Source organism: Rhodanobacter sp. Soil_C_14 (assembly GCF_057657335.1).
The window spans coordinates 244,408-266,026 of record NZ_JBDGIQ010000004.1; the positions used below are offsets into that span (position 1 = coordinate 244,408).

Genomic DNA, 21,619 nt, shown 5'->3' on the forward strand with positions numbered 1-21,619 from the left:
AAACGTTTCACTGGAGGAACCGATGCTCCGTAACAGCCTTTTTGTTGCCGCCGCCATTCTGGGAGTCGCTACCGTGCACGCCACCGACATCGATAACTACACGCAGGGTATCCAGCAGTGGCATGCCGGCCGTGTGGAACGGCTCACCGCCGCGGACGGCTGGCTCAGCCTGATCGGGCTGGAGTGGCTGCAGCCGGGCGCCAACCGGGTCGGCAGCGCCGCCGACAACGACATCGTGCTGACCGCCGGGCCGGCCCATCTCGGCGTGGTCACGCTGGCGGCCGACGGCGGCATGCGGATCGTGCTGGACCAGGACAGTCACGCCACGATCGACGGCAAGGCCGTCAGCGAAGCCGTGCTGGTGGATGATGCGCACGCCACCACGGATGCGGCGCCGACGAAGGTGGCGTTCGGCACGGCGAGCTTCTACGTGATCGATCGCGACGGCCGCAAGGGCCTGAGGGTGAAGGACAGCGAAGCGCCCTCGCGCAAGCACTTCCTCGGCATCGACTCGTTCCCGATCGATCCGTCCTGGCGGATCGAGGCGAACTGGGTGCCGGCGCAGCCGGACGAGACGCTGGAGATGGGCTCGGTGATCGGCACCATCGACAAGTACCCGGTGCCGGGCAAGCTGGAGTTCACCCGTGACGGCAAGCATTTCGAGTTGCTGCCGGTGATCGAGGAACCGGGCGACGCGCAGTATTTCATCGTGTTCGCCGACCGCACCAGCGGCAAGGAAACTTACGGCGCGGCGCGCTTCCTGTACATCGACCCGCCGAAGGACGGCAAGGTCGTACTGGACTTCAACAAGGCCTACAACCCGCCGTGCGCGTTCACCGGTTTCGCCACCTGTCCGCTGGCGCCGCCGGAGAACCGGCTGGATCTGCGCGTGACCGCGGGGGAGAAGAACTATCGTGGCTCGCATCACTGAAAGGAGCGCGCTGGTCGCGCTGGGGCTGCTGCTGGCATTCTCCGCACCGGCGGCCACGCCGGCTGATTACGTCGCCTCGGTGCAACGCGCGCGCAGCGAGCGCGTCGAGCAACTCAGGCAGATGGACGGCTATCTGGCGTTGACTGCCTCGGGTTGGCTGGAGCCCGGGTCGAACAGCGTGGGCAGTGCGCCGGACAACCACTTCCCCGTCTCCGGTGCCCCTGCGCACCTGGGCGTGCTGGAGCTGGCGACGGACGGGCAGGTCAGGCTGCATCTGGCGGATACCCGCGGCATCACCGTCGACGGCGCACCGGCGGCGATCGACAACGTCTTGCGCACGCAAGGCTCCGACGGCAAGCAGCGGCCGACCCGGGTGGGTTTCGGCAGCAGCTATCTGTACGTGATCGAGAACGGCGCGCAGCGCGGCTTGCGGGTGAAGGACAACGACGCACCGCTGCGCACGCACTTCCCGGGCTTCGACTATTTCCCGATCGATCCGTCCTGGCGGATCGAGGCGGACTGGGTGCCGTTCAAGCCGTCGCACACGTTGAAGATGGCCTACGTCACCGGCACCGTGAGCGACACGCCGATCGCCGGCAAGGCGGTATTCCGGCGTGACGGCCGCAGCTACGAGCTGCTGCCGATCGAAGAGGATGGCCGGCTGTTCTTCGTCTTCAGCGACCGCACGGCGGGGAAGCTGACCTATGGCGGCGCCCGCTTCCTGTACGCGGCCGCGCCGAAGAACGGCAAGCTCGTGCTGGATTTCAACCTGGCCGAGAACCCGCCGTGCGCGATCACGCCGCACGTGGTCTGCCCGCTGGCGCCGCCCGAAAATCGTCTGAAGCTGGCGGTGACCGCGGGCGAGAAGAAATTCGACGAAGACGAAAAGTAGGGCAGGCAGCGCCTGCCCTGCGTGCAGGGCCTCAGCGCCCCTTGAACTCCGCCTTGCGCTTTTCCAGGAACGCACCGGTGCCTTCGCGCATGTCCTCGGTGGAAAACGCCAGCGCGAAACCCTGGGTTTCGAATTCCAGGCCCTGGTCGATGGCGGTTTCGCCACCTTGCAGCACCGCGTCGAGGATGCCGGCCGCGGCCAACGGCGCGGCAGCAGCCAGCTGATCGGCCAGCGCGTCGACCGCCTCGTCCAGCGCCTCGGGCGCGACGACGCGGGTGACGATGCCCAGCTCGAACGCGCGCTGCGCGTTGATCACCGCGCCGGTCAGGCACAGTTCCAGCGCGGCGCCGCGGCCGGCCAGGCGCAGCAGGCGCTGGGTGCCGCCGAAGCCGGGGATCAGGCCGAGGTTGATTTCCGGCTGGCCGAATTTCGCCTTCTCGCTGGCCACGCGCAGGTGGCAGGCCATCGCCAGCTCCATGCCGCCGCCCAGTGCGAAGCCCTGGATGCGGGCGATGACCGGCTTGCCCAGCCGCTCGATCGAACTCATCAGGCGCTGGCCGGTGCGCGAGAAGCCTTGCGCCTGCACCGGCGTATAGCCGTTCATCTCGGCGATGTCGGCACCGGCGACGAAGGCCTTCTCGCCCGCGCCGGTCAGCACCACGACGCGCACGGCGTCGTCCTGGCCGGCCTGCGCGAAGGCGAGGGTCAGTTCGTTCAAGGTGTCGCGGTTCAGTGCGTTGAGCTTGTCCGGACGGTTGACGACGATGGTGCGCACGGCACCGCGGTTGCCGATTTCGAGATTGCGATAGGCCATGGCTGGCTCCTGACAGTTGCAAGCCGCCGATGGTAGCAGCGGGAACCTTTGCCGCCGCCGGGTTTCTCAAGCCACGTGCGCGATCCGCTGCACGGGATGCGCGAACCGCTTAGGATGTTGCTCGGGATCAAGGCTCGCGCCGGCGAGAGGAAGGATCGGTGGAACAAGGCATCACACATCTGCGTTGCGCCGCGTTCGGCCTGCTGCTGGTTGCCGGCGCGGCCTGCGCCCAGAGCGCTGCTCCGGCACCGGCGCGAACGGACAAGGCCAGCCTGTCGTACGCGATCGGATACCAGATCGGCAGCCAGTTCGCCGACGGCAAGCCCGATGTGGAGATCCCGGTGCTGGTGAAGGCGATCGAGGATGCCTACGCCAGGCGACGGCCCGGCGTGTCGATGCAGGAGATGCACCAGCAGCTGCAGCGCCTCGACCAGCAGATGCACGCCGAGGCGCTGAGCGAATTCAAGCGGATCGCCGCGGCGAATGCACGCAAGAGCGCCGCCTACCTGGCCAGCAACCGGCAGCAGCCCGGCGTGGTGCAGTTGCCGTCGGGCATCCAGTATCGGGTGTTGAGCAAGGGCGACGGCAAGGTCAGTCCCACCGTGACCAGCCTGGTCACGGTGAACTATCGCGGCATGCTGATCGATGGCACCGAGTTCGACAGCACCTGGGCACACGGTGCGCCGGTCAGCTTCAGCGTCGACAAGGTGATCCCCGGCTGGCAGGACGTGATTCCGCGCATGCATACGGGTGATCGCTGGAAGGTGGTGATTCCGCCGCGGCTGGCCTATGGCGAGGCGGGCGCCCTGCCGCGCATCGGTCCGAACGAGGCACTCGTTTTCGAGATCGAGCTGCTGGCGATCAAGTCCGACCCGGCCCGGCCGTGACCCCTGCGGTGATAACATCCCGGGGTCATGTCGAACGATCCCGCCCGCGCTGAAGACGCCGCCCACGATGCCCCGCTGACGCCCTGCATCGGCACCTGCCGGCTGGACCCGCGCGGCTATTGCATCGGTTGCCAGCGCAGCGGCGAAGAGATCGGCCGCTGGCGCATGATGAGCCAGGCCGAACGCCGGTACGTGATGCAGCAGGTCCTGCCATTGCGCCGGCAACCATGATCGACGACCGCATCGATGGCCTGATCGACGCCTTGCTGCCGTTGTCGTCGCCACCGACCGGCCCGGGCTGGAACCATGCGGACATGGCGCAGCTGCTGGGCACCACCGAGCGCCGGCCGGCGGCCGTGCTGGTGGGCTTTCGCGAAGGCGTGCAACCGCGGCTGGTGCTCACCGTGCGCAACGACAACCTGCAGGCGCACGCCGGTCAGGTGGCCTTTCCCGGTGGCGGCACCGATCCCGCCGACGACGACGCACTGGCCACCGCGCTGCGCGAGAGCGAGGAGGAGATCGGGCTGGATCGCCAGCTGGTGAAGCCGCTGGGCTACCTCGACCGTTTCGAGACCATCAGCGGCTTCTGCATCACCCCGGTGGTGGCCAGCATCGACGTCAGTGCGCAGTTGTATCCGGCGCCGGATGAAGTTTCCGAAGTCTTCGAAGTGCCGCTGGCGTTCCTGCTGGAGCCAGCCAACCTGCGCCGCTACACGATGGAGTTCCGCGGCCAGACCCGGCCGATGGTGGAATTCGTCCACGGCGGCCATCGCATCTGGGGCGCCACCGCCTCGATGCTCTACAACCTGCTGCAGAGGATGGGACGGACATGACGCTGAAGACCACCTTGATCGATGTCGGTGCACTGGCGGCGCTGCCGTCCGACGAGGTGCTGATCGTCGATTGCCGCGTCGACCTGGCCGACCGCACGCAAGGCGAGCGCACCTATCTGGCCGGCCACATTCCCGGCGCGGTGTTCGCCGACCTGGAGCGCGATCTTTCCGACATGTCGCGCGTGCCCGAGGGACTGGGCCGGCATCCGCTGCCATCGACGTCGGCCTTTAACGCCGTGCTCGGTCGCTGGGGCTGGAAGCCGGACCTGCAGGTGGTGAGCTACGACACCGGGCCGGGGGCGCTGGCGGCGGCGCGTCTGTGGTGGCTGCTGCGGCTGGCCGGCGTGCGCAACGTGGCGGTGCTCGATGGCGGCATCGCCGCATGGCAGGCGGCTGGCCTGCCGCTGGAAACGGACGTCCGGCCGCGCATGTCCACCGAGGTGACGCTGGCCCGCGATGTGGGCCAGGTGATCGTCGACCACGCGGCCCTGCATGCCGCGCCGGCGCCGCTGCTGATCGACGCCCGCGCCGGCGCACGTTATCGCGGCGAGGTCGAGCCGCTGGATCGCGCCGCCGGTCACGTGCCCGGCGCCCGCAATCGCCCGTACGTCGACAACCTGCAGGCCGACGGCCGTTTCAAGCCGCCGGCGCAGCTGCGCCAGGAATTCGCCGCCGTACTGGGCGATGCCGCGCCCGATCAGGCCGTGCACATGTGCGGCTCCGGCGTCACCGCCTGCTACAACCTGCTGGCGATGGAACACGCCGGCCTGCACGGCTCGCGGCTGTACGCGCCGTCATGGAGCGGCTGGGTCAGCGACCCGTCGCGGCCGGTGGCCAAGGGCGAGGAGTGAGTGAAGAGGAGTGAGAAGCGAGATAGAGCTATCGACTCCCACCTTCTCTTCTCACTCCTCGCCACTCACTTCTCGCTCTTGCTCTTCAGTTTCGCCACCAGCGCCTGCAGCACCGCCTGCGTTTCTGGATGGAAGAACGCGTCGACGAATTCATCCAGCGGCAGCGCGTCGACGTCGGCATAGACGCCAGCCAGGTCGGCACGGGCCAGCCGGCGGGTGGTCAGCATGGCGTTGGAGGGCAGCGCCAGCAGCTCGCCCAGCCAGTGCAGGGCGCGGGTGATGACCTGGTCCACGCCGGTCAGTTCGTCGACGAAGCCGCAGGCCAGTGCCGCGTCCGACTCGATCATCGCGCCGGCCACCAGCAGGCGTTCGGCACGGTAAGTGCCCACGACGCGGCGCAATGCCAGCTGGATCGATTCGGGCACGATCAGGCCCACCTGCACCTCGTTGAGGCCGATCCGGAACGGGCCCGAAGCCATCACGCGGTAGTCGCAGAACAGGGCCAGTACGGCGCCGCCGGCAGGGCTGTGGCCGGTGATTGCGGCGACCATCGGTACCGGGCAGCGCGCCAGCGTGGCGCACAACGCGAAGAACTCGCGCCAGTACTCGCGCACGCCGGCCCGGTCGCAGGCGAGCAGGGCGGGCACGTCGACCCCGGCGGAGAACAGTCCCTGGGCGCCGGACAGCACGATGCCGCGCACGTTGTCGCGTACTGCCTCATCGATGGCGGCGTGCAGCGCCCGCACCAGCTCCAGGTTCAGCGCGTTGACCGGCGGCCGGGCCAGCTGGATCTCGCGGATCGCGTCGTGATTGATCAGGTTGAGCATGGTTGACTCCGTTCAATGATTATTGCGGCTGTTCGTCGGCGGTCCAGCTGTAGCGCACCGCGTAATCGAGCACGGCCTTGCCGTGGGCGGGCACCTCGATGCGGAACTCCAGCGTGTCCGGATTCTGCTGGCTGGGCTTGCTGCTGGAAGATACCAGTACCCACTGGCGCCAGCGGCCGGGATGCTCGCGGACCGTCACGGTGCGCGCGCTCTCGCCGGCGTTGCTCAAATTGATGCGGAACGCTTCGTTCATCGTGCGGGCGGCCTTGTCGATGCTGAAGCTGGTGCGCTCGCGTTCGGCGCGCAGGTCGAACGCGGTGCCCAGGGTGATGGTGGCGTCGCTGCCCTTGGGCGTGTCCTCGATGCGGCCTTCGCCGATGAACTGGGGCGTGCCGTTGCGGTCGGCCGTGAGTACGCGCAGGTAGCCGGCCGGCAGGCTGTCGAAGGCTTTCAGCTGCAGTGTGCTGACGATGGTGTTGCCGCCGCCCTGGTTGAAGTCGCGGTTCACGATCGGCTGCTGCGGCTGGAAGCTGCCGCCGTTCTCGTACAACGCGGTGCGTGTGCAATCCATCGCGCGGCTGGCATACAGCGGCACCTGGCTGACGCTGCCATCCGGCAGCTCGATCGCGCCGGGCAGGGCATAGCTGCGATAGTCGCCGATGCTGTCCTGTTGCGGCATGGCGTCGGCCTTCGCGTTGAATCCGCGTGCCATCGCCATCATCGGTTGCGGCGCCGACGGCTTGGCCATGTTCGGCTCGCCGGCGATCAGGGTGAGTTTCGCATCGTGCCAGTCGCGCCCGCTGCGGTTGGCGATGCTGGCGCGCGCTTCGAACTGCATGCGGCAGGTGGCACCCGGCTGCAGCGTCGCCACATAGGCAGCGCGCCAGCCCAGGCCCGAGGTGGGATAGCTGAGCACGGCGCGGGACGTGCCGGCGCGTGCGGCGTCCACGCGCAGGCTCAGGCTGGAGCCGAGCGGGAACTTGCCGTCGGTGCTGCGCACCGAGGCGTAGTTGCGCACCAGCGTGGTGCCGGTAACGCCGCGTATCAGCAGGCCGTCACCCGCGCGCAGCAGGGTGCCGTTGGCCAGCGGCAGGCCGCCGGCGCCGAGCACTTCCACCGCATGACCGACCAGTCCGGTCAATGCCGCATTCGCGCCTTGCGCCAGCAGCAGGCGCTGCGAAACCACCTTCGCATTGCCTTCGGGAAAGCCCAGCGCCAGCGCCTCGGCGTCGAGCGAATTCGGCAGGTCGCCGATCACCACGTCGTGCGTGCCCGCGGCGAGATCCAGCGTGCGCTGTTCGCGCACCACGGCATAGCCGTCGTTGACATTGCCGCCATCGTTGCCGGCATACAGCGCAGCGCTGTCGCTGCGATACAGGGTGAGTTCGGTGGCGTCGGCGGCATGCGCCGCGGATGTGCCGGCAAGGGCGGCGATGCAGGCGAAGGCGAGGACGGTGCGATGTGGCGTCGTCATGGGGGCGCATTCCATCGTGGGGAGTGGATTGCCATCATAACGAGGGCGGGCGTATGCCGCGTGCCGACTGCGTCGCTGTGTGCGGTGGACGCCTGACTTGCACCTGTTCCCGTGCTGGTCAGGATTGTCCAAGCGCTGGCGCCGGGGATTCACTATCGTGGCGTGCGTATTCCGCATGGAGACCCACCATGTCCGCTACTTCGACGATCGATATCGCAGCGGCCCGGCTGCCGGACGAAACCGCGATCGTGCGCGAGCTGTTCCTCGAATACATGGACAGCCTCGGCATCGACCTTTCCTTCCAGGACGTGGCCGCGGAGCTGGCACAGCTGCCCGGCAAGTACGCGCCGCCCCGGGGCGCGATCCTGATCGCGCGCGATGGTGCAGGATCTGTGCAGGGGTGCGTGGCGTTGCGCCCCTGGTTGGAGCCGGGCACATGCGAGATCAAGCGCCTCTATGTTCGACCTGCGGCGCGCGGCCAGGCGCTGGGGCGACGACTGGCCGAAGCGGTGATCGCCTCGGCGGCACGGGCCGGCTACGTGCGCGTGCTGCTGGACACGCTGGCCTCGATGACGGCGGCGCGGCAGCTGTATGTCGCGCTGGGCTTTCGCCCGGTACCGCCGTACTACGACAACCCGCTGCCGGACACGCTGTACATGGCGCTTGAGCTCGAGCCGGGGACGCCCTGAGTTATACCGCTGCCCAGCCCGCCTGGAAGGCGGCGGGAGTCATGCCGAACGTCTTGACGAATTCGCGGTTGAGATGGGCCTGGTCGTAGAAGCCCGCTTCGAGCGCCGCGTCGATGATCAAGGCACGATCGCGCAACAAGGCCTTGGCCTTGTGCAGGGCCAGCAGGACGTGGAAGTTGTGCAGGCTGCTGCCGGTCTCGCGGCGGAACGTGCGCGCCAGATGTCCGGAGGAAACCGCGCAGGCTTGCGCGATCGCTTCCACGTCGGTGTGCAACGAGGGACGCTCGCCCAGCAACGCCCTGGCTTGCACGCCCAGCGCATCGCGGGGACCGCCAGCCGGGACATTCTTCGTGGCTGGCGGCACGAAACGCGAGATGAACGCCCAGCCGCTGCCGTCTACCGGCTCGAAGCGGTGGATCACGCCCGCCGGCACCACGACGCTGTCGCCGGCGGCAACCTCGCGGCAGGTCGTGGGAAGGCGCAGCCGCGCCCGGCCTGCCAGCACCTCGACGATTTCGTCGCCGGCGTGGAAGTGCGGCCGGAAGCGCCAGTCATGGCGCGCGCCTGCAATCGTCTCGACCCAGCCGGAGCCGCCCGGGCGGACCGTGAATGAGGTGCGGGCGACCGGGATGCGCATGGTCGGCTAGATGGCGGCGCCGCGGATCGCCTCGGGCAGCGGCACGGGCTTGCCGCTGGCCGGGTCCATCCACACCATCACCACGTGACCGTCGCAGTACAGCCGGTCGGGCTGGTCGGCGTCGATCACCCGGTGCGCGATGGTCATCGAGCTGGTGCCCATGCGCTCGCAGAACAACTGCACCTGCAGTTGCGCAGGCCAGGCGATGGGGCGACGGTAGTTGATCTGGCTGGCGGCCATCACCGGCATCGCGTGCTCGTCGAACCAGGGGCCGGGCACGTGGCTCAGCCACTGCAGCCGCGCCTCTTCCAGGTAGGTGAGGTAGCTGGAATTGTTGACGTGGTTGAACGCGTCGAGGTCGCGCCAGCGCACGCCGAGCGAGGCGACGAACAGGGGGACGTCGGACGCCCCGGTTCCGTTTTCGGCAATGCCGGGCGAAAGGTTGCTCATGCAGGCTTCTTCTTTTTTCCGCTGCCGCGCATCGGCTTGTACTTGTCGGCCGATGCGATGTGTTTGGTGGCCGCCTTGACCCGCTTGGCGGTGCCCGGCTTTTTCGGTTTGGCCGGTTTCAGGTGCGGCGCGAGGAAATGCCCGGTGTGCGATGCGGGTGTGGACGCCACGGTTTCCGGCGTGCCGGCAACCAGGATGCGGCCGCCGCCTGCGCCACCTTCGGGGCCCAGGTCGACGACCCAGTCGGCGGTCTTGATCACGTCGAGGTTGTGTTCGATCACCACCACGGTGTTGCCCTGGTCGACCAGCTGGTGCAGCACGTCGAGCAACTGCTCGATGTCGTGGAAGTGCAGGCCGGTGGTGGGTTCGTCCAGAATGTAGAGCGTGCGGCCGGTGTCGCGCTTGGAGAGTTCCTTGGACAGCTTCACGCGTTGCGCCTCGCCACCCGACAGCGTGGTCGCGCTTTGGCCCAGCTTGATGTAGTCGAGGCCCACGGCGCGCAGCGTGTCGAGCTTGCGCGCGATGGTCGGCACGTTCTCGAACAGCTTCAGCGCGTCCTCCACCGTCATGTCGAGCACGTCGGCAATGGTGTGGCCCTTGTACAGGATCTCCAGCGTCTCGCGGTTGTAGCGCTTGCCGTGGCAGACGTCGCAGGGCACGTAGACGTCGGGCAGGAAGTGCATCTCCACCTTGATCATGCCGTCGCCTTCGCACGCCTCGCAGCGGCCGCCGCGCACGTTGAAGCTGAAGCGGCCCGGCGTGTAGCCGCGCGAGCGCGCCTCCGGCACCTGCGAGAACATGTCGCGCAGCGGGGTGAACAGGCCGGTGTAGGTGGCCGGGTTGGAGCGCGGCGTGCGACCGATCGGCGACTGGTCGATGTCGACCACCTTGTCGAACAGGTCCATGCCCGTGACGGACTTGTGCGGCGCCGCCTGCGTGCTGGCGCCGTTCAATTCGGCGGCGGCGAGGCGGAACAGCGTGTCGTTGACCAGGGTCGACTTGCCCGATCCGGAGACGCCGGTGACGCAGGTGAACAGGCCGGCCGGAATCGCCAGGTCGACGTTCTTGAGGTTGTTGCCGCTGGCGCCTTTCAGGTGCAGCCACGACTCGTCGTCAATCGGCTGGCGGCGTTCCTTCGGTACCTCGATCGCGCGCGCGCCGGAGAGGAACTGGCCGGTGACCGAGCGCGGCGAGTCCAGCATGTCCTGCACGCTGCCCTGCGCCACGATCTCGCCGCCGTGCACGCCGGCGCCGGGGCCGATGTCGAGCACGTGGTCGGCCATGCGGATCGCGTCCTCGTCGTGCTCCACCACGATCACCGTGTTGCCGAGGTCGCGCAGCCGGGTCAGCGTGCCGAGCAGGCGTTCGTTGTCGCGCTGGTGCAGGCCGATCGAGGGTTCGTCCAGCACATACATCACGCCGACCAGGCCGGCGCCGATCTGCGAGGCGAGCCGGATGCGCTGCGCTTCGCCACCGGACAGCGAGTCGGCCTGGCGATCCAACGTGAGGTAGTTGAGGCCCACGTCGTTGAGGAAGGTCAGCCGCTCGCGGATTTCCTTGACGATCTTCACCGCGATCTCGCCACGCCAGCCGGTGAGCTTCAGTTCTTCGAAGAACTGAAGCGCGTCGTCGATCGAACGATGGGTCAGCGATGGCAGCGCATGGTCGGCGACGAACACGTTGCGCGCCGAGCGGTTGAGCCGCTGGCCTTCGCAGACCGGGCAGGGCTGGTCGCTGATGTACTTCGCCAGCTCCTCGCGCACGGCGGCGGATTCGGTTTCCTTGTAGCGCCGTTCCAGGTTGGGCAGGATGCCCTCGAACGGATGTTCGCGGGTGACCTTGCCGCCGCGTTCGGTGATGTAGCGGAACGCGATGCGTTCCTTGCCGCTGCCGTACAGGATGGCCTTCTGGACGTCCGTTGGAAGCTTCTGCCACGGTGCGTCCACGTCGAAGCCGTAGTGCGCCGCCAGCGACAGGATCAACTGGAAATAGTGCGCGTTGCGTCGATCCCAGCCGCGCACCGCGCCGCTGGACAGAGCCAGCTCGGGGTGGCCGACCACGCGCGCGGCGTCGAACACCTGGGTCACGCCGAGGCCGTCGCAGGATGGGCAGGCGCCCACCGGCGAATTGAACGAGAACAGTCGCGGTTCCAGTTCCGGCAACGAGTAGTCGCAGACCGGGCAGGAATAGCGCGAGGACAATAGCTGCTCCGTCGCGGACTGATCGTCCATGTTCGCCAGGATCACCAGCCCGTCGCCCAACCGCAGCGCGGTCTCGAACGATTCGGCCAGGCGCTGCTTGATGTCGTCGCGCGGGCGGAAACGGTCGACCACCACTTCGATGGTGTGTTTCTGGCGCAAGGTCAGCGGCGGCACGGCGTCGAGGTCGTACACCGCGCCGTCGACGCGGGCACGCACGAAGCCCTGCGCGCGCAACTGCTCGAACACCTGCACGTGCTCGCCCTTGCGCTCGCGGATCACCGGCGCCAGCAGCATGTAGCGGGTCTCCGCATCGAGTGCCAGCGTGGCGTCGACCATCTGGCTCACCGTCTGCGCTTCCAGCGGGATGCCGTGGTCGGGACAACGCGGCGTGCCGACGCGGGCGTACAGCAGGCGCAGGTAGTCGTACACCTCGGTGATCGTGCCCACGGTGGAGCGCGGGTTGTGCGAGGTGGATTTCTGCTCGATCGAGATCGCCGGCGACAGGCCTTCGATGTGGTCGACGTCGGGCTTCTCCATCATCGACAGGAACTGTCGCGCGTACGCGGAAAGCGACTCCACGTAGCGGCGCTGGCCTTCGGCGTAGATCGTGTCGAAGGCCAGCGAGGATTTGCCCGAACCGGACAGGCCGGTAATCACGATCAGCTGATCGCGGGGCAGGTCGAGGTCGATGTTCTTGAGGTTGTGCGTGCGCGCACCGCGGATGCGTATGGTGTCCATGGACGCCGGATATGGGGGGGAACCATTACTATACCAAGGAGTTTTGATGGTTCAGTGTCGACGGCGTCAGGTGGCGGTCGATTTGGCTCACCGTTCCGGCTGTGGCTAAATGCCGGTTTCACCCGTACGGAGGCCAGTCATGCACAAATGGGCGGGAATCGCTGCTGCCGCAGCACTGGCGCTGGGCGCCGCCGGACAGGCAGTTGCCGCGCAGCCGAGCGAAAAGCAGGTGCGCGAACTGTTCGAGGTGATGCACATGGATCGCATGTTCGGGCAGATGAACACGCAGATGGTCACTGTGATGGGTCAGGCCGTGCCTTGCGTTCCGGCGTCCTATTGGCAGGGTTTCATCGACGCCAGCGGCACCCGGCAGTTGCTGGGCCAGATGGTGCCGATCTACCAGCGCCATTTCACTGCCCAGGATGTCGCCGGCTTGCTGAAGTTCTACCGCTCCCCGCTGGGCCAGAAGGTCATCACGCAGATGCCGGTAACGATGGCCGAGGGCATGAAGGTGGGCCAGGCCTGGGGGCGCGAGCGCGGCCAGACGATGATCAGGCAGCTGCAGCAGAAGGGTACGCTGGACGCCAATGGCCAGTGTCCGGCCAGTCCCGCGGCGGCGAAGCCGGCCGTTCCAGCGCCCGGGCCGGGCCACTGAACGGCTCGCCGCGGGGGCGCGGCAAGGCCGTTCGGGTCCGGCGTGGTCAGTAATTGACCAGCGCGGGGTCACGTCGCTATAATCCGCGGTTCGCCAGACCTGTAAAGGGTCATGGCGATACCCAAGAGAATAACGACAGAAGGGCATTCCCATGAGTTATGCAGTCATCAAGACCGGTGGCAAGCAGTACCGCGTCATGCAGGGCGACGTCCTGCGCGTGGAGCTGTTGACCGCCGAAGAAGGCGCCACCATCAGTTTCGACCAGGTATTGATGGTCGGTACCGGTGAGTCGGTCGTCGTTGGCGCGCCGGTTGTAGAGGGCGCCATCGTCAGCGCCACCGTGCGCAAGCACGGCCGTGCCGACAAGATCCGCATCATCAAATTCCGCCGCCGCAAGCATTACAAGCGTCAGCAGGGTCACCGTCAGCATTTCACCGAAATCGAGATCACGGGCATCAACGCCTGAGCAACTGGAGCATTGAGTCATGGCACATAAAAAAGGCGTAGGTTCCAGCCGCAACGGTCGCGATTCGAACCCGAAATACCTCGGCGTCAAGATCTACGGTGGCCAAGCCATCGAAGCCGGCAACATCATCGTGCGTCAGCGCGGCACCCAGTTCCATCCGGGTGTGGGCGTGGGTCTGGGTCGTGACCACACCCTGTTCGCGCTGATCGACGGCACTGTCAAGTTCGCCATCCGTGGCGACAAGAACCGCCGTTTCGTCGACGTCGTCCAGGCGTAAGCCTGTCGCGATGCGATAGCGAAGGCCCCGCCTCGGCGGGGCTTTTCGTTTGCGGCAGGGAATCGGGAATGGGGAATCGGGAATGGTAAAAGCGGGGTTTCCGCAAGTCCCGTACCCTATCCTGATTGCGCGCTCTTCCCATTCCCGATTCTCCATTCCCTATTCCCGGCTCCCCCATGAAATTCGTCGACGAAGCACACATCAAGGTTATGGCCGGTGACGGCGGCAATGGCTGCATCAGCTTTCGCCGCGAGAAGTTCATCCCGTTCGGCGGCCCCGACGGCGGCGACGGCGGCTTCGGCGGCTCGATCTGGCTGGTGGCCGACGAGGGCCTGAACACGCTGATCGACTTCCGCCACCAGCGCAGCTTCAAGGCGAAGCGCGGCGAGAACGGCATGGGCAGCCAGATGTATGGCAAGGGCGGCGAGGACACCACGATCCGCGTGCCGGTCGGCACCATGATCACCAATGTCGACACCGACGAGGTGATCGGCGACCTGACCAGCCACGGCCAGCGCATGCTGGTGGCCCAGGGCGGCAAGGGCGGACTGGGCAATATCCATTTCAAGACCTCGGTGAACCGGGCGCCGCGCAAGGCCACGCCGGGCACGCCGGGCGACGTGCGCGAGCTGAAGCTGGAACTGCGCCTGCTGGCGGATGTCGGCCTGCTCGGTTTCCCTAATGCCGGCAAGTCGACCTTCATCCGCGCGGTGTCGGCGGCGACGCCGCGGGTGGCGGATTATCCGTTCACCACCCTGCATCCGAACCTGGGCGTGGTCAGCCTGGGCACCGACCAGAGCTTCGTGATCGCGGACATCCCCGGCCTGATCGAGGGCGCCTCCGAAGGTGCCGGACTGGGCATCCAGTTCCTGCGTCATGTGTCGCGCACCAGCCTGTTGCTGCACATTGTCGACATCGCGCCGATCGACGGCTCCGACGTGGCCGGCCAGGTGCGGGCCATCGAACAGGAGCTGGAGAAGTTCAATCCCGAACTGCTGGAGCGTCCGCGCTGGCTGGTACTGAACAAGGCCGATCTGCTGGCCGAGGACGAACGCCAGGCAGCGGCGGAGCAGGTGGTCGCCGAGCTGGGCTGGACCGCGCCGTGGTTCCTGGTCTCCGCGGCCACCCGCGACAACACCATGCCGGTCTGCCAGCAGGTGCAGCGTTTCTTCGAGTCCCAGCGCGAGGAAAACCGGGAGCGTACCGACATGCTGCCCAACGACGTGCGCCTGCGCGGGGAACCGCCGCAGGACTGAACTGCGACGGCTCGCTGCCCTCGATTCCAGCCGGGCTCCTGATCCAGATCAGGGGCCCGCTTGCATTCTGCTGCCAGAATGACGCCCGTTGCCCGCAGCGATGCCAGACCCGTGCCTTGTCGGGCGGAGGCTTGAATGCGGGCTTTCTTGTCGCCATGGTTGATAATGATTATCAATCAACTTGATGAGGCACGACCAAGCCATGAAAATCCTGATGCCCGCCTTGCTCGCCTTGATGCTGCCACTGCTGGCCAGCGCGACCGACGTGCCCGGCTACACGCTGACCCTGAAAGATCACCGCTATCAGCCCGCCGAGCTGCATATTCCCGCCAATACCCGGGTGAAGGTGGAACTGGTCAACCAGGACCCGTCACCGGAGGAGTTCGAGAGCGATGATTTTCCGGCGGAGAAGATCGTGATGCCGAACAGCCGCATCAGCATCTTCATCGGTCCGTTCAAGCCGGGTCGTTACCGCTTCTACGGCGACTTCCACCAGCCCACGGCCCAGGGCACGCTGGTGGTGGAGTAGCGCCATGTGGGCCATCGCCTTGCTGGTATTTCGCGAAGTGCTGGAAGCGGCGCTGATCGTCACCGTGGTCGCCGCCGCCACCCGCGGCGTGCCGCGGCGCGGCTGGTTTGTCGGCGGCGGCATCGCGCTCGGCGTGCTGGGCGCGGTGCTGGTGGCGTTGTCGGCCAGCCTGCTGGCCGATGCCTTCAGCGGCGCGGGCCAGGAGTTGTTCAACGCGGGCATCCTGATCGCCGCCGTACTGATGATCGGCTGGCACGTGTTGTGGATGTCCAGCCATGGGCGGGAATTGAGCCGGCAGATACAGGCACTGGGCACGGCCGTGCACAGCGGCGCCAGTTCGCTGGGCCTGCTGTTGCTGGTGGTGGCCCTGGCGGTGCTGCGTGAAGGTTCGGAAGTGGTGCTGTTCCTGTACGGCATGCGCGCCGGCGGTGCGGATCACCTGTGGGCCGGGCTGACGCTTGGCGTGCTGGCCGGGGCGGCCGTGGGTTTCGGCTTGTATGCGGGCCTGCTGCGGATTCCGTTGCGCCACTTCTTCGGCGCCACCAACGCCATGCTGGTGTTGCTGGCCGCTGGACTGGCCTCCAGCGCCGCACGCTACCTGATCCAGGCCGACCTGCTGCCTGCCTGGGGGCAGCCGTTGTGGGACAGCTCGTGGCTGCTCGGCAACGGGTCGCTGCTGGGCCAGACCGCCCACGTGCTGATCGGTTACGACGCCCGCCCGGCTGGCATGCAGATGGTGTTCTATGCCATGACCTTGCTGGTGCTGTGCTGGGGCGCATGCTCCGTGCGGCGTCAGCAAACGCAGCGGGCAGGAACCGGCACGATGCCTGCGCGCACCACGTCTGCTGACGATGCCTCGTCGAACCTCGGTCAGCGAACGTTGGCCTGACCCCGGGGTTGCCTTCGCAGATCGGCCGTCCATGCCAGCATGGCTGCCGCGGCGACGACATCACCGGACGACACCAGGTCTGCGCCCAGGCCCGCATTCAAGACGGCGTGGAGCACGGGAATGGCCAACAGGAGCGCCAGTCGGACGTAGCCCGAATTGAACGCCGCATAGCGGCTCGCGTGGTGGTACCAGTAGCGACGAACCGAAAGCCACAAGGCCGGGGCGATCAGCACGAGTCCGGGACCGTCTTGTCCCACAGCGCCAAGCATCACGCCGGCAGCGCACAGGACAGGCACCACGAACTTGCGCGCGGCCCGGTACTGCCTGGCCGGCTCCCGCTCGATGTACCAGAAGACGAGCGCAGACCAGGCCATCCAGAGAGCCCACAGCCCACTCGGCGCCATCACGACGCCGACCACGACCAGCATGGGACGAAGCGCGACGCTGTCGATGCAGAGCAAGCTCAGCAGCGGCGCCAGCACGATGCCAAGCAGCAGCATGCCCACGCTGCGGACGCCACCCAGGATCAGTCGCGGACGAGTGACGCGCTGACGATCCGCAGCAGCCAGCCAGAACACGAGCTGGGTGCGGTCGATCGTTTCGGGCAGGTCTTCCGGGTGGTTGTCGCTTACCTCGGCGACGAAGTCCGCGATGCGTTCGGGAACGACGACATTCACGCCCAGCCAGAGCACACGCAGCCAGCGGAACGGGCGCCGCAACTGGCGCAGAACCCAATGCGCCCGCCAGCGTTGCAGCGGCGTACGCAGTTCCAGCCGCGCGCCAAGACTTTCTTCGTCGCTGTCCTGCAGTTGCCAGGCCAGTCGAGAACGCCGGGTGAGCTGCAGCATGGCCAGTGGATCGTGGTCGGCCAGTGCGTGATCGAGATCGAAGAAGCGCAGCAGGGCCTCCATGCAGTCGACCGGCATCGGTGGCACCTGTTCATGGAGCTCGTTCAGCAGGTATCGGCCGATCCGCGTCTTGAACTGCAACGACCACAGTTCCTGGCGGCCCGCCAGCCACGCCTGCAGCGCCGCGGCATCGCCGACCGAAGCCTGCGCAAACACGGCGCTGCAGAAGGCGTCCAGGTCGAAACGAGGCGGTGCGGGTGGTTCGATGGCGGCCGGGAGATCCGGCGTGGCCGTGGCTGCCAAGGATGCGGAGGGCAAGGGCAGGGATGGCTCACGCATAGGCTCATGCGATGGTACGGACTCATGGACGGCCGCGGCCCGGCAATGGGCCAGCGCCGCCTGATAGGCGGCATGCAATTGCTGGAACCCTTGCGGGTCGTCGTCGGGGCGGGTGCTGCGAAGCCGCTGGGCATAGGCACGCTTGATCGCGCGTTCGTCGGCGTCGGTGGCCAGACCGAGCAGCTCGAACGGCGACATCAGGCCGACTCCAGCGTATCCAGCGCGCGGCCGAATTCGCGGCGATGCTCGCGGATGATCGCCTCGTCCTGGCTTTCCAGTGCGGTGCGGAAACGCGCGATCCATTCCTGCAACTGGTCGCGCGCATGCAGGTGTTCCTCGTACAGGCGCTCGGCGCGGGCCAGCATGGCGAGGTTCTCGTGCTTGCTGCGCGGATGGATCTTCAGATCGTTCAGCGCCACCAGGCGTTCGCGGATCTGCTGCGCGTCGAGCAGGCCGGGATTCTGTTCCAGCAGCAGCTCGTAGCGACGATCACTGGCGTGCACGTGCGCTTCGACCTGCAACACACCGTTGATGTCGTAGGTGAAGCGCACGGTCACCGCGTTCTCCGCGATCGACAGTGTCGGGTCGATGTCCACCGTCAGCTCGCCCAGCTTGATGTTCTTCTCGACCAGCGGGCTCTCGCCCTGATAGACGTCCAGTTGCACTTGCCTTTGCCGTTCCTGGACCGGCCAGAACGTCTCCTCGCGGCTGACCGGCACCGTGCTGTTGCGCTGGATGACCGGTTCGAAGAAGCCCGTCACGGCGCGCCCCTGTTCGTCGCGGCGCGCCACTTCGGTACCCAGCGAATACGGGCACACGTCGGTGAGGATGATCTCGTCCAGGCGCTGGTCGCGCGACTTCAGCCCAGCCGCGATGCACGCACCCAGCGCGATGGCCTGGTCGGGGTTTACGTGACGCAGCGGCAACCGGCCGAACATGCGCGACACCGTGCGGGCGACCAGCGGCATGCGGCTGGCGCCGCCGACCAGCACGATCTCGTCCAGCTGTTCCGGTTTCAGCCGGGCATCGCGCATCGCCCGCTCCAGCGGTGCACGCATGCGCTGCACCAGCGGATCGGCCAGCCGGTTGAAGCGTTCCTCGTCGATCTGCCAATCCAGCCGCCGGTCGCCCAGCGGGAATTCGATGCGTGCATGACCTTCGCTGCCCAGCGTGCGCTTGGCCGCCTCCAGCCGCCGTCGCAGCTGGCCGCGCTGGCTGGCGTCCAGCGCGTCGTCGGCGAGTTTGAGGTCGGCGCGGCAGGTCTGCTCCAGCAGGTCGAGGAAGTCCTCGCCGCCGAGGAAGTTGTCGCCAGCGCTGGCATGGACTTCGACCACGCCCTCGAACATCTCCAGCACCGACACGTCGAAGGTGCCGCCACCGAGGTCGAAGACCAGGAAGCGGGCGCCATCGGATTGTTCGCGCAGGCCGTAGGCCAGCGCGGCAGCGGTGGGTTCGTTGATCAGCCGCTCGACGCGGATGCCGGCCAGCTCGCCGGCGGCGCGGGTGGCCTTGCGCTGGGCATCGGAGAAATACGCCGGCACGCTGATGACGGCCTCGCCGACCTTTTCCCCCAGCGCCGCCTCGGCATCGGCGAGCAGCGAGCGCAGGATCAGCGCGGACAGTTCTTCCGGGCGGAAGCTGTGCGTGCCCAGCCGGGTCTCGCGCGAGGTTCCCATCCAGCGCTTGAAACTGGCCACGCTCATCTGCGGATGGCTGACCAGCCGGTCGCGGGCCGGCTGACCGACGATCACCTGGCCGGCCTCATCGACGCTGACCACCGAGGGCGTGAGGAACTCGCCCAGCGCATTCGCGAACAACCGCGGCCCCGTTTCGTCGTAACAGCCGATCAACGAATGCGTGGTGCCCAGATCGATACCGACAATCATCCCTGACTTCCCCTGTGAAGTCGTTGTACCAGACGGAAAAGCTTACATGCGGAACACGCCGTAACGCTGCGGCTCGATCGGCGCGTTCATCGATGCGGAGATGGCCAGGCCCAGCACCCGCCGCGTGTCGACCGGGTCGATGATGCCGTCGTCCCACAGGCGGGCGCTGGCGTAGTACGGATGGCCCTGACGCTCGTACTGCTCGCGCAGCGGCGCCTTGAAGGCTTCCTCCTCGCCGGCCGACCACTCGCCGCCCTTGGCCTCGATGCCGTCGCGCTTGACCGTGGCCAGCACGCTTGCGGCCTGCTCGCCGCCCATCACCGAGATGCGCGCGTTCGGCCACATCCACAGGAAGCGGGCGCCATAGGCCCGACCGCACATCGCATAGTTGCCGGCGCCGAAGCTGCCGCCGATCACCACGGTGAACTTCGGCACGTGCGAGCAGGCCACCGCGGTGACCATCTTGGCGCCGTCCTTCGCGATACCGGCCTGCTCGTACTTCTTGCCGACCATGAAGCCGGTGATGTTCTGCAGGAACACCAGCGGCACGTTGCGCTGGTTGCACAGCTCGATGAAGTGCGCGCCCTTGAGCGCGCTCTCGGCGAACAGGATGCCGTTGTTGGCGACGATGCCCACCGGGTAGCCGTGGATGTGCGCGAAGCCGCAGACCAGGGTCTTGCCGTAGCGCGCCTTGAACTCGTGGAACTCCGAGCCGTCGACGATGCGTGCGATCACCTCGCGGATGTCGAACGGGCGACGGGTGTCCTGCGGGATCACGCCGTACAGTTCCTCGGCCGGGTACTTCGGCTCGACCGGCGCGCGCAGCGCCAGCGGCATGTCCTTCTTGCGGTTGAGATGAGCGACGATGTCGCGGGCGATCGACAGCGCATGCGCGTCGTTCTCGGCAAAGTGGTCGGCCACGCCGGAGATGGACGTATGGACGTCCGCGCCGCCCAGCGTCTCGGCGTCCACCACCTCGCCGGTGGCCGCCTTCACCAACGGCGGGCCGCCGAGGAAGATCGTGCCCTGTTCGCGCACGATGACGGTCTCGTCGCTCATCGCCGGCACGTAGGCGCCGCCGGCGGTGCACGAACCCATCACCACGGCGATCTGCGGGATGTTCAGCGCGGACATCCGCGCCTGGTTGTAGAAGATCCGGCCGAAGTGTTCCTTGTCCGGGAACACCTCGTCCTGCAGCGGCAGGAAGGCGCCGCCGGAGTCGACCAGGTAGACGCAGGGCAGGCGGTTTTCCAGCGCCACTTCCTGCGCGCGCAGGTGCTTTTTCACGGTCATCGGGAAATAGGTGCCGCCCTTGACCGTGGCGTCATTGGCGACCACCACCACCTCGGTGCCGTTGACCCGGCCGATGCCGGTGATCACGCCGGCGGCAGGCGCGTCGCCGTCGTACATGCCATGCGCCGCCAGCGGCGACAGTTCGAGGAACGGCGAGCCGGGATCGAGCATGGCGCGGATGCGCTCGCGGGGCAGCAGCTTGCCGCGGGCCACATGCTTTTCGCGCGCCCTGGCGCCGCCGCCCTCGGCGCTGCGGGCCAGTTCGCGCTGCAGGTCTTCGACCACGGTGCGCAACTGCTGGCTGCTGGCCTGGAATTCGGGCGAACGCGGATCGATCTGCGATGCAATGACGCTCATGAAAGGAAGCTCACGGTCGGGTTCCCGTCGGGGACAAACCATGGATGATAGCCGGCGTTGTGCCGTGACAAAAACATTCCGCGCAGCCGGTTAATCACGGGCCAAAAAAAACGGTCGCACGAGGCGACCGTTTCTTTAATGCAGAACCGAGAGGGATCAGTGACCCTTCATCGCGTCCTTGGCCTTGTCGGCAGCGTCCTTGGCGTTGCCAGCGGCGTCCTTCGCAGCGTCGGCAGCCTTGTCGGCGGCGTCGGCAGCGTTGCCGGCGGCGTCCTTGGCCTGCGACATGGCATCCTTCGACGCATCGGTGTTGGCCGGAGCAGCGGCGGAAGCCGCGACGGCAGCCTGTGCAGCCTGATCGGCGGCCTGGCCAGCTGCGTCAGCAGCGGTCTTGGCCTGGTCTGCAGCCTGCTCAGTCGCCGGAGTCGGAGCTGCCGCGGCAGCCTGCTGCGCCGTATCGGCAGCCTGCTGTGCGGTATCAGCCGACTTCTGGGCGTCCTGCGCGGAATCCTGCGCGCCGTTGCTGCATGCCGCCAACAGCGCGACGAGCGCGGCGGCGAGTAGGGTACGCGTAAACTTCATGGTGGATCTCCTTTGCCG

General features: G+C 67.2%; 21 protein-coding genes and 1 pseudogene. 12 read left to right on the forward strand and 10 right to left on the reverse strand.

Features of this window, described 5'->3' with window-relative positions; all coding sequences use genetic code 11:
- Positions 1-22: 22 nt before the first annotated feature.
- Together AC3A56_RS11805 and AC3A56_RS11810 are read left to right on the forward strand one after the other, a co-directional pair.
- Positions 23-931: a DUF1684 domain-containing protein gene (locus tag AC3A56_RS11805; RefSeq protein ID WP_487770449.1), complete on the forward strand. Its 909-nt coding sequence runs from the start codon at positions 23-25 to the stop codon at positions 929-931.
- A complete protein-coding gene (locus AC3A56_RS11810) occupies positions 915-1,823 on the forward strand; it encodes a DUF1684 domain-containing protein (RefSeq protein ID WP_487770450.1) in 909 nt (302 codons plus the stop codon). The genes AC3A56_RS11805 and AC3A56_RS11810 overlap by 17 nt, the downstream gene beginning before the upstream one ends.
- A 31-nt stretch (positions 1,824-1,854) precedes the next feature.
- Here AC3A56_RS11810 and AC3A56_RS11815 read toward each other — a convergent pair whose 3' ends face one another.
- Entirely contained in the window at positions 1,855-2,637 is a 783-nt protein-coding gene (locus tag AC3A56_RS11815; RefSeq protein ID WP_056714976.1) for an enoyl-CoA hydratase/isomerase family protein, read from the reverse strand.
- 158 nt (positions 2,638-2,795) lie between these two features.
- Here AC3A56_RS11815 and bamJ point away from each other — a divergent pair, with 158 nt between their 5' ends.
- From bamJ to AC3A56_RS11830, 3 genes and pseudogenes are all read left to right on the forward strand, one after another.
- Positions 2,796-3,524 carry a BamJ family beta-barrel-assembly machinery protein gene (gene bamJ / locus AC3A56_RS11820; protein ID WP_007806123.1) on the forward strand — a complete coding sequence of 243 codons (729 nt, stop codon included), beginning with the start codon at positions 2,796-2,798 and terminating at the stop codon, positions 3,522-3,524.
- A 27-nt stretch (positions 3,525-3,551) separates the two neighbouring features.
- Positions 3,552-4,357 (forward strand): annotated as a pseudogene (locus AC3A56_RS11825) (NUDIX hydrolase).
- Positions 4,354-5,208: a sulfurtransferase gene (locus AC3A56_RS11830; protein WP_487770451.1), complete on the forward strand. Its 855-nt coding sequence runs from the start codon at positions 4,354-4,356 to the stop codon at positions 5,206-5,208. Before AC3A56_RS11825 ends, AC3A56_RS11830 begins: the two are co-directional and overlap by 4 nt.
- A gap of 65 nt (positions 5,209-5,273) precedes the next feature.
- On the opposite strand, the gene AC3A56_RS11835 is transcribed toward AC3A56_RS11830, so the two are convergent.
- A complete protein-coding gene (locus AC3A56_RS11835; protein WP_487770452.1) occupies positions 5,274-6,035 on the reverse strand; it encodes an enoyl-CoA hydratase/isomerase family protein in 762 nt (253 codons plus the stop codon).
- A 19-nt stretch (positions 6,036-6,054) separates the two neighbouring features.
- Entirely contained in the window at positions 6,055-7,509 is a 1,455-nt protein-coding gene (locus tag AC3A56_RS11840) for a DUF4139 domain-containing protein (protein ID WP_487770453.1), read from the reverse strand.
- A 188-nt stretch (positions 7,510-7,697) separates the two neighbouring features.
- On the opposite strand from AC3A56_RS11840, the gene AC3A56_RS11845 reads away from it, so the two are divergent.
- On the forward strand, positions 7,698-8,198 hold the full coding sequence (locus tag AC3A56_RS11845) for a GNAT family N-acetyltransferase (RefSeq protein ID WP_487770454.1): 501 nt from the start codon (positions 7,698-7,700) through the stop codon (positions 8,196-8,198).
- Between the two features lies 1 nt (position 8,199).
- On the opposite strand, the gene AC3A56_RS11850 is transcribed toward AC3A56_RS11845, so the two are convergent.
- The 3 genes from AC3A56_RS11850 to uvrA are packed head-to-tail and all read right to left on the reverse strand — an operon-like array spanning position 8,200 to position 12,224.
- A complete protein-coding gene (locus tag AC3A56_RS11850; protein ID WP_487770455.1) occupies positions 8,200-8,835 on the reverse strand; it encodes a helix-turn-helix domain-containing protein in 636 nt (211 codons plus the stop codon).
- A gap of 6 nt (positions 8,836-8,841) precedes the next feature.
- On the reverse strand, positions 8,842-9,285 hold the full coding sequence (locus tag AC3A56_RS11855; protein WP_487770456.1) for an acyl-CoA thioesterase: 444 nt from the start codon (positions 9,283-9,285) through the stop codon (positions 8,842-8,844).
- Positions 9,282-12,224, reverse strand: a complete 2,943-nt coding sequence (gene uvrA / locus AC3A56_RS11860; RefSeq protein ID WP_487770457.1) for an excinuclease ABC subunit UvrA — start codon at positions 12,222-12,224, stop codon at positions 9,282-9,284. Before uvrA ends, AC3A56_RS11855 begins: the two co-directional genes overlap by 4 nt.
- Positions 12,225-12,363: 139 nt before the next feature.
- On the opposite strand from uvrA, the gene AC3A56_RS11865 reads away from it, so the two are divergent.
- The 6 genes from AC3A56_RS11865 (at position 12,364) to AC3A56_RS11890 (ending at position 16,296) form a co-directional block, all read left to right on the forward strand.
- A complete protein-coding gene (locus tag AC3A56_RS11865) occupies positions 12,364-12,879 on the forward strand; it encodes a DUF2059 domain-containing protein (RefSeq protein WP_487770458.1) in 516 nt (171 codons plus the stop codon).
- 151 nt (positions 12,880-13,030) lie between these two features.
- Positions 13,031-13,345: a 50S ribosomal protein L21 gene (gene rplU / locus AC3A56_RS11870; protein ID WP_487770459.1), complete on the forward strand. Its 315-nt coding sequence runs from the start codon at positions 13,031-13,033 to the stop codon at positions 13,343-13,345.
- A gap of 19 nt (positions 13,346-13,364) precedes the next feature.
- Positions 13,365-13,622, forward strand: coding sequence for a 50S ribosomal protein L27 (gene rpmA, locus AC3A56_RS11875; protein WP_007806105.1), 258 nt, complete (start codon positions 13,365-13,367; stop codon positions 13,620-13,622).
- Between the two features lie 176 nt (positions 13,623-13,798).
- Positions 13,799-14,878 carry an Obg family GTPase CgtA gene (gene cgtA / locus AC3A56_RS11880; protein ID WP_204109002.1) on the forward strand — a complete coding sequence of 360 codons (1,080 nt, stop codon included), beginning with the start codon at positions 13,799-13,801 and terminating at the stop codon, positions 14,876-14,878.
- Positions 14,879-15,080: 202 nt separating this feature from the next.
- Positions 15,081-15,407, forward strand: coding sequence for a cupredoxin domain-containing protein (locus AC3A56_RS11885; protein WP_487770460.1), 327 nt, complete (start codon positions 15,081-15,083; stop codon positions 15,405-15,407).
- A gap of 4 nt (positions 15,408-15,411) precedes the next feature.
- Positions 15,412-16,296 carry an FTR1 family iron permease gene (locus AC3A56_RS11890; protein ID WP_487770461.1) on the forward strand — a complete coding sequence of 295 codons (885 nt, stop codon included), beginning with the start codon at positions 15,412-15,414 and terminating at the stop codon, positions 16,294-16,296.
- Here the strand turns inward: AC3A56_RS11890 and AC3A56_RS11895 are convergent.
- From AC3A56_RS11895 to AC3A56_RS11910, 4 genes are all read right to left on the reverse strand, one after another.
- Positions 16,278-17,681, reverse strand: a complete 1,404-nt coding sequence (locus AC3A56_RS11895; protein WP_487770462.1) for a J domain-containing protein — start codon at positions 17,679-17,681, stop codon at positions 16,278-16,280. The two genes, AC3A56_RS11890 and AC3A56_RS11895, sit on opposite strands and share 19 nt — an antisense overlap.
- On the reverse strand, positions 17,681-19,369 hold the full coding sequence (locus AC3A56_RS11900; protein WP_487770463.1) for an Hsp70 family protein: 1,689 nt from the start codon (positions 19,367-19,369) through the stop codon (positions 17,681-17,683). Before AC3A56_RS11900 ends, AC3A56_RS11895 begins: the two co-directional genes overlap by 1 nt.
- 42 nt (positions 19,370-19,411) lie before the next feature.
- Complete coding sequence (locus AC3A56_RS11905; protein ID WP_487770464.1) at positions 19,412-21,019, reverse strand: carboxyl transferase domain-containing protein; 1,608 nt, start codon at positions 21,017-21,019, stop codon at positions 19,412-19,414.
- Positions 21,020-21,175: 156 nt separating this feature from the next.
- Entirely contained in the window at positions 21,176-21,601 is a 426-nt protein-coding gene (locus tag AC3A56_RS11910) for a hypothetical protein (RefSeq protein WP_056715640.1), read from the reverse strand.
- Positions 21,602-21,619: the final 18 nt, after the last annotated feature.